Genomic DNA, 12,868 nt, shown 5'->3' with positions numbered 1-12,868 from the left:
AAAGCTCCGACCCTGCCGCGACATCGCCTCCCCTGCGACAAGACTCCAAACGCCATGCCCCGGGGCATGGCTCAGGGGCATGGTTCAGGGATTGGCCCGCAGCGCCCGCGCCAGCGGGTCGAGCAGGCGGCCCAACGCCGCATCCAGGGACGCTTCGTCCAGGCTTCCGGCGATATGCAGCGCCTGGGGCGGCGTCACGAAGAAGGGCGGGGAGGCATCGGATCCGGCGCGCTGGAGCGTGGCGGCGAGCGCGAGCAGCCGCTGGCCATCCTCCGCCCGCAGGGTGGCATGGATCAGCAGCAGCAGGGTGGCCGGGGCGGCGATGCGCGCATCGTTGGGGGCAAGCGCCATGACCGCCGGCCGGGAAGCGGTCAAGCCGGACAGCACCGCGGCGGCACGGCCGCAGAGCTCGCCTTCGCCGAGATCCGCAGCAGGCACTCCGCCGGCAACGTCCACCGCGCAGAGCAGACCGACGCGCTCGACCCGCTGGAAGAAGGGCAGGGGCGACATGGCATTGGCCTCCGGGGCATGAAGCCCGATGAAGAGGAGGGCGGCTAGCCGCAACGCCGGACGGATCCGCATCATCGCACCTCTTCCCGCAGGTTTCCCGGCACATCGCCGGCCGGCACGGCGGATTCGTCCGGCAGGAAGCCGCCGACCTGCCGCCGCCACAGCCGGGCATAGGGGCCGTCGCGGCGCAGCAGCCCGGCATGGTCACCATCCTCCAGGATCCGGCCCCCCTCCAGATAGAGGATGCGGTCCATGCCGGTGACGGTCGACAGTCGGTGGGCGATGGCGATCACGGTGCGCCCCTCGAACAGGCCGAGCAGCGCGTCCTGGATCAGGTGTTCCGTCTCGGAGTCGAGGGAGGAAGTCGCCTCGTCCAGCACCAGGATCGGCGCATCCTTCAGGAAGGCGCGGGCGATGGCCACCCGCTGGCGCTCGCCGCCCGACAGCTGGATGCCGCGTTCACCCACCATCGTCCCATAGCCGCCGGCCCGTTCTTCGATGAAGCGGTCGCAATGGGCGCGCGCCGCAGCGGCCCGGACCGCCGCGTCGTCTGCCCCCTCGCTGCCATAGGCGATGTTGTCGCGGATGGAGCGGTGGAACAGGCTCGGCAGTTGCGGCACCTCGGCGACCGCGCGATTGAGCGAGGCGAGGGAGACTCCGGCGATGTCCTGCCCGTCGATCAGGATGCGGCCGCCCTGCAACGGAAACTGCCGGCGCAGCAGCCGCACCAGCGTGCTCTTGCCCGCGCCCGACGGACCGACCAGCGCCACTCGCTCCCCCGGCCGGATGGTCAGCGACAGGCCGTCGAAGACCGCTCCCGTCTTGCCGGAGTTGGGGCCGGCATCGGAGCCGGGATGGGCGAAGCGCAGATCCTCGAAGCGGATGGCGCCTCCGGTCACCACCAGATCGGGGCGGCCGGGCGGATCCGGGATCCCGTGCGGGCGGACAATCAGCTCCAGCGCGCCGGACAGGATGCCCAGCTGTTCGAAGAAACCCAGCATGCGGGTCGACAGGCCCCAGACATTGGCGCCGACGATGCTCGCCAGCGAGAAGACCATGGCGAAGTCGCCGACGCTCATCCGGCCGGCCGTCGCATCCGACACGGCGATGCCGATCAGGGTGATCTGGAAGACCAGCAGGACGTTGAACAGCCAGAACCACATCTTCGTCAGGAACCAGCGCAACTCCTTGGAGCGGGCGATCTCGCCGGTCAGCGCATCGGACAGGCCGGCCAGCTCCTGGCGGCGGCGGGCGAAGGCGCGCACCAGTTCGGCATTGGCGATGATGTCGACCATGCGGCCGGTGGTCGACGACACCTCCTCGGAGAAGGCGTGCGACAGCCGCAGGCAGCGCCGCGCCAGCAGCGCCGACACGGTCAGGTGGGCGGCGGTCCAGCCGACCAGCAGGACGGCGAACAGCGTCTGCGCCGAGGCCAGCAGGGTCAGGCCGATGGCGAGGATGACGACGATGCGGATGATGTCATTGGTCAGGATTTCCAGCAGTTCGATGGAGCTTTGCCCGGCCTGCTTGACCTTCTGGCCCAGGGTGCCGGCGAAATTGTCCTGGAAGTAGCTTGACGAATGGTCGATCAGCTGGTCGAACAGCCGGACCTGGACGGCATGGCGCAGGGCCGGCGAGGTGTGCAGATCCACCAGCTCGCGCAGGCGGTTGAACAGGGCAGACGCGATCCACAGCCCGCCCAGCAGCAGGAACCAGGGCATCACCTCGGCGGTCCAGCCCGCTGTGCCGGCGGAGGTGCCGGAACGCTGGTTGTCCGATAGCCCCGCAAGCGCGTCGACCAGCCCGCGCATCGCAACCGGCTCCAGCCCCATCAGCCCGATCCCGCCAGCGGCGGCGAGGTTCAGCAGGATGACGCGGCAGAGGAAGCCTTCGCGCACGAACATCCACAGGAAGCGCCAGGGGGAGGAGGGCAGGGAGGGAGAGGGGGCGGAAGAGGACAAGGGGCGTCGGCGCTCCGTCGCGCGGTGGGCCGGGCGGTGCCGGCGGACGGAGACCTTATAGGCGCAAGGCGGCGTGGGCGGAACGGATCCTTACTGGGACTTGGAGTGCGATCGGTTCAAGCAAGTCCGCTTGAACCGATCGCGTGGAGAACCAAAAGCTTGGACTCCTTCAGGCAGGCACCAGCTCCCGGTTCGCCAGCAAGCTGTTGACCGCCTGCTCTCCCAAGGCGACGCGAAGCGCCGGCTGGCCGTACAGATCCGGCGGGGCAAGGGAGCGGGCACGTTCGTCGCTGACCACATCCACCAGCAGGACGATCCGCTGCTCGTCGGGAGCGTTCTCCACCTGATGGGGGAAGGTGAAGTCGCCGGCCCACGGCGTGCCGGCCGGATAGGCGGCCGGGCTGTCGCCTATCCACGTCACCGCGGCGGGCGGGGCGATGATCGGCACGATCAGCCGCGCTTCGGGCTGGTGCAGGCCGGCGCCGTCGAAATGCCAGCGGAGCAGGCCGCCCGGTTCCTGCCGGTGAACGTAACAGGACAGGATACGGCAGCCCAGCCCCTCCAGCAGGGCGCGGGCGCTCGGCATCCGGTCGAGCGCCGGAGTCGGCCGGCCGATGGCGCGTCGGCTGTCCGGACCAAGCCCCTCCTCGATCAGGGTGATCGACGACCAGCTGCCGTCGCTGGCCATGAACATGCGCCCCTCCTCCCCCGTTGCCGCGTCGAGGGCGGCGAACTCGCGCTGGAGCCGGGCCGCGTCGGCGCTGACGCTCAGCGGCGCGTGCAGCATCAGACCGCTGCCGACGGTGACCTGCTGCCAGGGATGCAGGGGACGCAGCGGCATCGCTGGCTGCACGGGGAGCTGCATGGAGGACCGATCATCCAGTTGTGTCTGCCTGTGGTCATTAAACTTTTTTGCGGGGATATGCCAGCCGGCTCCCTCATGGGGTTCCCCGATGGGGCAGAGGGGGAGTAAAGGGCGGCCCGCGTCCGCGGGCCTTGGCTTCGCGGGCATGAGCCCGCTCGGCTGCCGTCGCGGCCGATACCAGGTTCAGAAGTCAAAACTTTCTGACCCTGGTCTTATGCATCGACAGCGGTGCCGGATGGTTGCAGGCTGTCGCTCCTTTCTCCGTTTCCCGGGCATTGTCGTTCCATGCGGATCCTGTTCGTTCACCAGAACATCCCCGGCCAATACAAGCACATCGTCCGTCATTTCGCGGCCGACCCGGCCCATCAGGCCGCCTTCATCGGCAAGGCCAAGCGCGAACTGCCGGGGGTGCGCACCGCGCTCTACCGGCCGGCCCGCGAGCCGGGCGACGCCACCCACCCCTATATCCGCATGTTCGAGGGGCAGGTGCTGCACGGGCAGGGGGCGGTGCGTGCCGGGCTGGCGCTGCAGAAGGACGGTTTCACCCCCGACGTTATCTGCGCCCATCCCGGCTGGGGCGAGGCCCTGTTCCTGAAGGATCTGTTTCCCGACGCCCGGCTGATGCTCTATTGCGAGTTCTTCTATCGCGCCGACGGGTCAGACGTCGGCTTCGACCCGGAACGGCCGGTGACGCTGGAAACGCGCTGCCGCATCAGAGCCAAGAACGCCGCGCTGCTGGCCGGACTGGAGGCGATGGACTGGGGAGTCAGCCCGACGGACTGGCAGCGGCGCCAGCATCCGGTCCCGTTCCGCCCGCGCATCTCGGTGATCCATGACGGGGTCGACACCGATGTCTGCCGGCCGGATCCGGCAGCCACCGTCACCCTGCCCGACGGCCGGACCCTGTCGCGCGGGGACGAGGTGGTGACCTACGTCGCCCGCAACCTGGAACCCTACCGCGGCTTTCCCACCTTCATGCGCGCGGCGGCGGAGCTGCTGCGGCGCCGGCCCGGCCTGCACATCCTGGTGGTCGGCGGGGACGAGGTCAGCTACGGCGCCCCGCCCGAGGGCGGCGGCTCCTGGCGCGAGGCGATGTGGCGGGAAACCATGCTGGACGCCGCCGGCGCCCCCCGCCCGGAAGCGGAGCGGCTGCATGTGCTGGGGAAGCTGCCCTACGACCGCTACCTGTCGATCCTGCGCGTCTCGCGCGCCCATGTCTACCTGACCTATCCCTTCGTCCTGTCCTGGTCGATGCTGGAGGCGATGGCCTGCGGCGCCGTCATCGTCGGGTCCGACACGCCGCCGGTCGCCGAGGTGATCGAGGACGGGGTGAACGGCCTGCTGACCGGCTTCTTCGACCCGATGGCGCTCGCCGACCGGGTGGAGACGGCGCTGGACGACCCGGATCTGCGTGCCGCCCTGTCGAGTGCCGCAAGGCGGACGGCGGTGGAGCGCTTCGATCTCGCCGCCGTCTGCCTGCCGGCGCAGATCCGCCTGCTGGAGGATCTCCATGCCGGCAGGCTGCCCGCTCCAACTTCCGAGGGCTGGGAAGAGGAGGATCCGCGCGCCGTCCGTGCCGGCGGATCCCCTTGCCGACAGGCCTTGCATGGGCGTTCATCCTGAATTAACCCGATCCTCAGAAAGCCCCGGTTACGATCGGGGTTCATTTCGGCCCCGATGCGGCGCCCGGCCCGGACCATCCGGCCTGCGGTGCCGGCGGTTTCGAGCGATGCGGCTTCAACGGACGGAACCGGCGGTGACGACACATTCCAGCAAGGCCAGCGATCCCGGAGCACGGCACCCGGCCGCCGGGACCGGTACGGATTCCGCCGCCGGCACCGGGCTGGAGGCGGGCCTGCGCATGCTGGACGGCCGGTCGGTCCTGGTGACCGGCGGCACCGGCTCCTTCGGCCGCCGCTTCGTCGAGACGGTGATGCGGCACGCCAGGCCGCGCCGGGTCATCGTCTTCTCGCGCGACGAGTTCAAGCAGTACGAGATGCAGCAGCGCATGCCGGCGGAGTGGACCTCCACGCTGCGCTATTTCATCGGCGACGTGCGCGACCGCGAGCGGCTCGAACTGGCGATGCGCGGGGTCGATTTCTGCGTCCACGCCGCGGCGTTGAAGCATGTGCCGGCGGCCGAATACAATCCGATGGAATGCATCCACACCAACGTCTACGGGGCGGAGAACGTGATGCGCGCGGCCCTGTCGATGGGGGTGCGGCGTGTCGTCGCACTGTCGACCGACAAGGCGGCCAACCCGATCAACCTCTATGGCGCCAGCAAGCTGGCGTCGGACAAGATCTTCATCGCCGCCAACAACCTGTCGGGCGCGCTCGACACCCGCTTCGCGGTGGTGCGCTACGGCAACGTGGTGGGGTCGCGCGGCAGCGTCGTGCCGCTGTTCCGCAAGATGATCGCGGACGGCGCCGACCATCTGCCGGTCACCGACGACCGCATGACCCGCTTCTGGATCACGCTGCAGCATGGCGTCGATTTCGTGCTGTCCTGCTTCGCCATGATGCAGGGCGGCGAGATCTTCGTGCCGAAGATCCCCAGCATGCGCATCTCCGACCTCGCCCGCGCCATGGCGCCCGACCTGCCGCAGAGGATCGTCGGCATCCGGCCGGGCGAGAAGCTGCACGAGGTGATGATCACCGAGGATGATTCCCGCCAGACCTACGAGCTGGACGACCGCTACGTCATCGAGCCGGCCTTCGCCTTCTGGCAGCACGCCCCCTATGAGCGGCTGAATGCCCGCGCGGTGGCCGACGGCTTCCGCTATGCCAGTGACGGCAACGACGACTGGCTGGACGGCGAGCGGCTGCGCACCCTGCTGGCCGAGGCACCGTGACGGGAGGGTTGCCCTTCCTTCCCTACGGCCGCCAGTCGGTCGAGGAGGAGGACATCGCCGCGGTGGCGGCGGTGCTGCGCGGCGACTGGCTGACCCAGGGGCCGGCGGTGGCCGCCTTCGAGCGGGCCCTGGCCGCGCGGGTGGGGGCGGCCGACGCGGTGGCCTGCGCCAACGGCACCGCGGCGCTGCGGCTGGCCTACACGGCGCTCGGGCTCGGACCGGGCGACGCGGTGGTGGTGCCGTCGAACACCTTCCTCGCCACCGCATCCGCCGCCCGCCATGCCGGGGCGGAGGTCGCCTTCGCCGACGTCGATCCCGACAGCGGCCTGATGGGCGTGGCCGAGGCCGAGGCCGCCATCGCCCGCGCGGCCAAGGCCGGCTGGCGCGTCCGTGCGCTCGCCCCCGTCCATTACGCCGGCCAGACCGCCCCGATGGCGGAACTCGGCGCGCTCGCCCGCCGGGAAGGGCTGGCGGTGGTCGAGGACGCCTGCCACGCCATCGGCACCGTCGAGCTGTCGGGCGGCCGGGAGACGCCGGTCGGTGCCTGCGCCGACAGCGCGCTGACCGTCTTCTCCTTCCATCCGGTCAAGACCATCGCCGCCGGCGAGGGCGGGGCGGTCACCGGCAACGACCCGGCGCTGATGGCGCGGGTCCGCCGCCTGTGCAACCACGGCATGATGCGCAGCCCGGAGCCGGGCGAGGGCTTCGCCGATCCCGGTGCCGCGCTGGACGAGGGGGGGGCGCCCAACCCCTGGTACTACGAGATGGCCGAGCCGGGCTTCAACCACCGGCTCTCCGACATCCATGCGGCCCTGGTGCTGAGCCAGCTCGGCCGGCTCGACCGTTTCGCGGAGCGGCGGCGCAGGCTGATGGGCCTCTATGCCGACCGCATGGCGCCGCTGGCGCCGCTGGTGCTGCCGCCGGCCGCCGTGCCCTGGTGCCGGCCGGCCTGGCACCTGTGCGCCGCGCGCATCGACTTCCACGCCGCCGGCCGGACCCGTGCCGCGGCGATGGCCGCCCTGCGCGATCTCGGCATCGGAACCCAGGTGCATTATATCCCGGTCCATCGCCAGCCCTACTGGCGCAGCCGCTACGGCGATCTCGCGCTGCCCGGCGCGATGGCCCATTACGCGCGGACGCTGTCGCTGCCGCTGTTCCCGGCCATGGCCGACAGCGATGTCGACCGGGTCGTCACCGCGCTGGAGCGGGTGCTGTCCTGACGGGCAGCTCGCCGCCGTTCGGGGTGCCATGCCGTTGCGTCCACGCGAATCCGTTAGCGTTTTGCACAGGATGGACGGATAACAATGACTTCGCCGGGACGGCATAGGCCTAGGTCGAACGGCTCCTAAGCCGAACGGCCGGCTCCGGTCGTCTCCATCACGCCGTTCCCCAGTGTTCCGCGCACGGATCCCCGATTTTGCTTCGCAACACGCTCTGGAATCTGCTCGGCGAAGGGCTACCGATGGTGGCGGCCCTCCTGTCGATTCCGTTGCTCATCTCCGCGGTCGGGATGGAGCGCTTCGGCGCGCTCACCCTGATCTGGGCGCTGCTCGGCTATCTGGGCGTGCTGGATCTCGGGTTGGGGCGGTCGCTGGTGCAGGTCGTCGCCGACCGTATCGGTCATGCGTCCGATCCTGGGAAGGGGAAGGCCAACCCCGGCACGGCGGGCATCGCCGGGCCGGCCATCGCCCTGATGGGCGCGATCGGGCTGCTGACCGGCGGAGCGGTGGCGCTGGGCGCCGGGTTGCTGGCCGATGGTTTCCAGCTGGATACCGGCACCTCGCCGCAGGAGATCCGGCTCAGCCTGCTGGTGGCGGCTGCCATCGTGCCGGTCGCGCTGGTCTCCGCCGGCCTGCGTGGCGTGCTGGAGGCGCACCAGCGCTTCCGCCCGATCAGCCTGGTGCGGATGACGGTGGGGGTGCTGAACTATCTAAGCCCGCTGTGCGTGCTGCCCTTCAGCCAGAGCCTGGTGCCGGTGATCGCCGCCATCGCGGCCGGGCGGCTCATCGGGCTGGTCGGCTACGGGATCCTGGCCGTGCGCCAGGAGCCGGACCTGCTGCACCCGTCGCGCTGGGGCCGCCCGTCCTTGCGCGGGCTGTTCACCATGAGCGCCTGGATGATGCTCAACAATCTGGTCGGCCCGGCGATGCTCTATGCCGACCGCTTCATCCTGCTCAGCCTGGTGCCGGCGGCGATGGTCGCCTTCTACACCACCCCGTTCGAGCTGCTGTCGCGGCTGATGGTGATCCCCGGCGCCCTGTCTCTGGCGCTGTTCCCGCTGGCGTCCAGCCTGTTCCGGCGCGATCCCCCGGCCCTGGCCCGCATCCTGGACGCCGGCGGCCATCTGACGCTGGCAGTGTTCCTGGCGATGCAGGCGGCGACCATCGTCGGCGGCGAGACGGCGCTGGAACTGTGGCTCGGGCCCGCCTTCGCCGCCAACAGCGCGTCGGTGCTGTCGATCCTGATGCTGGGCGTCTTCTTCAACGCCACGGCCTATGTCCCCAACACCCTGATCCAGAGCGTCGGGCGCGTCGACGTGACCGCCCGGCTGCAGTTGGCCGAGCTGCCGGTCTATCTGGGCGTGCTGTGGCTGCTGGCCGAGCGGTACGGCGCCGTCGGCGCCGCCGCGGCCTGGAGCCTGCGCACCGCCGTCGATTGCGGACTGCTGCTGGTGCTGCTGCCGCGGCTGGCGCCGGGCACGGGAGCGGTGGCGCTGACCATCGGGCTGCGTGCGCTGCTGGCCGGGGCGGCCGGGCTGGCCGGCCTGCTGGTCGGCGGACCGGTCGGGGCGGCGATCAGCCTGACCGGCCTGCTGGCGGTCGGGCTGGGGGTGGCCGGACGGCTGCTGCGCAACCGCCCGTGGGAGAAGCTGTCGGGTCCGCTGCGCAAGACCCGTCCGGCACCGCTGATCGACGGGGCCGGGATCGACGGGGCTGCGGCCGATCGTCCGTAACATCCCATCCGGGCGCGGCCGGGCCGTCCGGCCGCGCTCGACCGTCACTCATGCGCAGGTGGTTCCTTTGCCGCCGGAAATGCGCTATGTGAGCGGAAACTCTGTGCAACGCTGGTTGGAGTTCGAAGGCCATGGCCGAGGGTACTGTGGACTATTACGCGATGGTCGAAGAGGCGTGGCAGCTCAGCGACACCGCGCGCGACTATGTGAAGAACGCCGGTCGCGAGGTGGACAACACCGAGCTGTGGGAGAAGATCTTCGCCCCGTCGCCCCTGATCGACCTGGAGCGCACCCGCGCCGAAGGCGGCCAGCCGCTGCAGAAGATCTTCTTCAAGAACCCCTACGGTCTGCAGTATCGCGCCGACCATAAGGACTGGATCCCGTTCCGCCACGGCGCGCTCGATCCGGCCTATCTCCAGGTCATCTGATACCAGGGTCGGAGAGTAAGGCCTTGCCGACGCGGGGCGCCCGGATCTGCGGGCGCCGGCCGCATCCGGCAGCAGCGCCCTTATGACCGTGTGACCGCCGGCCCCGCCGTTCCGGGCCGGCCTTGGTGCCGTTGCCTGCGGCAGGGGTAAGGAGGCGTGCATGGCGCGGCTGGTGGCGGGGCCGGGTTTCGCCCTCGATCTCGACGAGGCCCGGCTGGCGAACGGTTACGTCGCCGATGCCTTCACCACCCGGCCCGACGCGGTGTCGGTCGCCGCAGGATCCGGCAGCCTGACCGTCGCCCGCACGGTCGCCGGACGGGCACACGGCACCATCCTCGATTATGCCGCCACCGGCAGCGGACCGGGCGCCGCCGTGCGCTTCACCGGCCTGACCGACCGTGACCCGGCCGGCGCCCTGCGCTACCGGATCGAAGGACTCGACGTCGCGCTGACCGGCGGCACGCTCGACCGGCTCGGCGCCCGCATCTTCCAGCAGATCGACGGCTTCGCCGGGGCGGACGCCGCCGACAGCGTCTATCTGGGGGTGCCGGGTGGGCGCAGCTTCGACGGCGGCGGCGGGATCGACCGCGCCATCTATGCCGGCGACCCGCGCCGCTATGCCCGGCAGGATGGCGGCTACCGTGCGGAGACGCCGGTGGTGGTGGCGCTCGATGGCAGCGGCCGCCGCTATGCAATGGTGTCGAGCCGCAGCACCGATACGCTGACCGACGTCGAACTCGTCACCATCGACGGCCGCACCGCCGCACCGGCGGCCCTCGCCTTCGATGCCCGCAACTATCTGGCGGCCAACCGCGATCTGGCCCTCGCCTTCGGCACCGATGCGGTCGCGGCGGCACGCCATTACGCCTGGAACGGCCGGAACGAGGGGCGCAGCCTGGGCGGCTTCGACGCGCTTGGCTATCTCGGCGCCAATTCCGACGTGCTGCGCGCGGTCGGCGTCGACACCGATGCGGCCTTGCAGCATTACCTGGCCTATGGCGCGCGCGAAGGCCGCACCGCCGGCTTCGATCCCTACCGCTATCTCGCCTCCAATCCGGACGTGCTGGCGGCAGTCGGCGCCGATCCGGTGGCGGCGCTGACCCATTATGCCCGCTTCGGCCTGGGCGAGGGGCGGTCGGCGACCGGCTTCGATCCGCTCGCCTACATCGCCTCCTACCCCGACCTGATCGCCGCCTTCGGCACCGACGGCAGCGCCGCGACCCGGCATTACCTGACCGACGGGTGGCGGGAGGGGCGCAGCGCGACCTTCGACGCGGCGGCCTATCTGGCGGCCAACCCGGACGTGGCGGCGGCCACCGGCGGCAACATCCAGGCGGCGCAGGGCCACTACATCGCCTTCGGCCTGCGCGAGAACCGGCCGCTGCGCGCCGCCGCTGCGCTGCCGGCCGCAGCGTTTCCGTTCCAGCTTCTGCCCCAAGGGGCGCCGGTTGGTGCGCCGGTCGCGCTGACCGGCACGGCCGGCAACGACACGCTGAGCGGCAGCGCCGCCTATGACGCGCTGGGCAATCCGGTGGCGGATGCGGTCGACGGGCTGGGCGGCATCGACAGCTTCGTGCTGACCGGCGCTCTCGCCTCCTACACCCTGGCCATCGATGCCAACGGCAACCTGCTGGTCAGCGGTCCCGACGGCACCGATACGCTGACCGGCATCGAGATGCTGCAGGCCACCGACGGGCTCTATCCGGTGGGATCCCTGGTCGGCTTCTCGCAACCGTCGCTGACCGGGCTGACGGCCTCGGCCTCGACCGGCGACGACTATCTGGCCGGGACGCTCCAGGGCGATGCGATCGGCGGCGGCGGCGGCAACGACACCATCGCCGGGCTGGCCGGCAACGACACGCTGTTCGGCAATGCCGGCAACGACGTGCTTCTGGGCGGCGACGGATCGGATTCGCTGGAGGGCGGGGCAGGCGGCGACCTGCTGTTCGGCGGGGCGGGCAACGACCTGCTGCGGGGCGATATCATCGACGTCACCGGCAACGACACCTTGCTGGGCGAGGACGGCGACGACTGGCTCGATGCCGGGGCCGGCAACGACTGGCTGGACGGCGGGGCTGGCAACGACACGCTCTATGGCGGGCTGGGCAGCGACGTGCTGCGCGGCGGCAGCGGCGACGACTGGCTGTTCGGCGACGTCTATTCCGACCGCAGCCATGAAATCTCGGTCAATGCCGGCGATACCGCGACGACCTATGGCGACGTGCTGCTGGGCGGGACCGGCGGCGACACGCTGATCGGCGGCTACGGTGCCGACCTGATGGACGGCGGAGGGGGGGCCGACCTGTTCTCGGTCCGCAACATCAACGAATCGACCCTGGACGCCCCTGACGCCATCATCAATTTCAACGGCGCCATCGTGGCCGAGGAGGCGCTGCAGGGTCTCGCCAGCTACGCCACCATCGGCGCCGAGGGCGACCGCATCGACGTCTCGGAGATCGACGCCATTACCGGCACCACCGACAACGACTCCTTCACCTTCGTCGGCACCGCCGGCTTCAGCGCGGCCGGCCAGCTGCGCTACCAGGCCTCCGGCGCGGTGACGCTGATCGAGGGCGAGGTGAACGGCGACGGCACAGCCGACTTCCGCATCCAGGTCAACATCGCCAATTATGCCTTCTCGGCCTTCGACTTCGTGCTGTAGACGGCCATGTTCACTCTCACCAAGGCGGAGCAATTCGGGCAGGAGATCAGGAAAAGCCGCTTCCTGGCCTGGGCCGGGCCGGCCGGCAGCGAGGAGGAGGCACGCCGCTTCATCGTCGGACACAGCAGCCAGGATGCCGGTCACAATTGCTGGGCGTTCCGGATTGGCGACATTTATCGCTTCAGCGACGACGGCGAGCCGGGCGGGACGGCAGGGCGACCGATCCTCCAGGCCATCGAGGGCCGGGAGCTGGACCGGGTGGCGGTGGTGGTCAGCCGCTGGTTCGGCGGCATCCTGCTGGGGGCGGGCGGGCTGATGCGCGCCTATGGCGGGACGGCGGCAAGCTGCCTCGGGGCGGCGGAGCGGGAGCCGATCGTCGTCTGCACGGCGCTGTCCGTCGCCTGCGCCTTCGCCGACGAAGCGCGGATCCGGTCGGGGCTCGGCAGCTTTCCCGGCACCCTGATCGAGACCAGGGGCTTCACGCCCGACGGCGTAGAGCTGCACGTCATGCTGCCCCGTGACCGGATGGACGATTTCATCCGCATGGTGACCGACATCTCCCGCGGTCAGGCGGTCGTCGGGCATCTCGACGACTGATGGCGCCGGGCGACAGCGGTTATTTCCATAACATTCCT

10 protein-coding genes are annotated in these 12,868 nt (G+C 70.5%); 7 read left to right on the top strand and 3 right to left on the bottom strand.

What is annotated here, in order from left to right; genetic code table 11:
* Window positions 1–84: 84 nt before the first annotated feature.
* The 3 genes from AL072_RS32345 to AL072_RS32335 all read right to left on the bottom strand — a co-directional run bounded on the left by AL072_RS32345 (window position 85) and on the right by AL072_RS32335 (window position 3,312).
* Window positions 85–585 carry a hypothetical protein gene (locus tag AL072_RS32345; protein WP_245637093.1) on the bottom strand — a complete coding sequence of 167 codons (501 nt, stop codon included), beginning with the start codon at window positions 583–585 and terminating at the stop codon, window positions 85–87.
* Complete coding sequence (locus AL072_RS32340; protein ID WP_045585350.1) at window positions 582–2,471, bottom strand: ABC transporter ATP-binding protein; 1,890 nt, start codon at window positions 2,469–2,471, stop codon at window positions 582–584. Before AL072_RS32340 ends, AL072_RS32345 begins: the two co-directional genes overlap by 4 nt.
* A 169-nt stretch (window positions 2,472–2,640) precedes the next feature.
* Entirely contained in the window at window positions 2,641–3,312 is a 672-nt protein-coding gene (locus AL072_RS32335) for an aspartyl/asparaginyl beta-hydroxylase domain-containing protein (protein WP_045585349.1), read from the bottom strand.
* 309 nt (window positions 3,313–3,621) lie between these two features.
* On the opposite strand from AL072_RS32335, the gene AL072_RS32330 reads away from it, so the two are divergent.
* The 7 genes from AL072_RS32330 to AL072_RS32300 all read left to right on the top strand — a co-directional run bounded on the left by AL072_RS32330 (window position 3,622) and on the right by AL072_RS32300 (window position 12,830).
* A complete protein-coding gene (locus AL072_RS32330; RefSeq protein ID WP_082109315.1) occupies window positions 3,622–4,959 on the top strand; it encodes a glycosyltransferase family 4 protein in 1,338 nt (445 codons plus the stop codon).
* Between the two features lie 133 nt (window positions 4,960–5,092).
* Window positions 5,093–6,190, top strand: a complete 1,098-nt coding sequence (gene pseB, locus AL072_RS32325; protein WP_200909996.1) for a UDP-N-acetylglucosamine 4,6-dehydratase (inverting) — start codon at window positions 5,093–5,095, stop codon at window positions 6,188–6,190.
* Window positions 6,187–7,410 carry a UDP-4-amino-4,6-dideoxy-N-acetyl-beta-L-altrosamine transaminase gene (gene pseC, locus AL072_RS32320; RefSeq protein ID WP_045585348.1) on the top strand — a complete coding sequence of 408 codons (1,224 nt, stop codon included), beginning with the start codon at window positions 6,187–6,189 and terminating at the stop codon, window positions 7,408–7,410. The genes pseB and pseC overlap by 4 nt, the downstream gene beginning before the upstream one ends.
* A 194-nt stretch (window positions 7,411–7,604) precedes the next feature.
* Entirely contained in the window at window positions 7,605–9,143 is a 1,539-nt protein-coding gene (locus AL072_RS32315) for a flippase (RefSeq protein ID WP_082109314.1), read from the top strand.
* 131 nt (window positions 9,144–9,274) lie between these two features.
* Window positions 9,275–9,571: a hypothetical protein gene (locus AL072_RS32310; protein ID WP_045585346.1), complete on the top strand. Its 297-nt coding sequence runs from the start codon at window positions 9,275–9,277 to the stop codon at window positions 9,569–9,571.
* Between the two features lie 160 nt (window positions 9,572–9,731).
* On the top strand, window positions 9,732–12,233 hold the full coding sequence (locus tag AL072_RS32305; RefSeq protein WP_045585345.1) for a calcium-binding protein: 2,502 nt from the start codon (window positions 9,732–9,734) through the stop codon (window positions 12,231–12,233).
* A gap of 6 nt (window positions 12,234–12,239) precedes the next feature.
* On the top strand, window positions 12,240–12,830 hold the full coding sequence (locus AL072_RS32300) for an IMPACT family protein (protein ID WP_045585344.1): 591 nt from the start codon (window positions 12,240–12,242) through the stop codon (window positions 12,828–12,830).
* Window positions 12,831–12,868: the final 38 nt, after the last annotated feature.

The organism is Azospirillum thiophilum (assembly GCF_001305595.1).
Classification (GTDB): Bacteria; Pseudomonadota; Alphaproteobacteria; order Azospirillales; family Azospirillaceae; genus Azospirillum; species Azospirillum thiophilum.
Note: the sequence above shows the minus strand (reverse complement) of the source record. Positions and strands in the feature narration are given on the sequence as shown.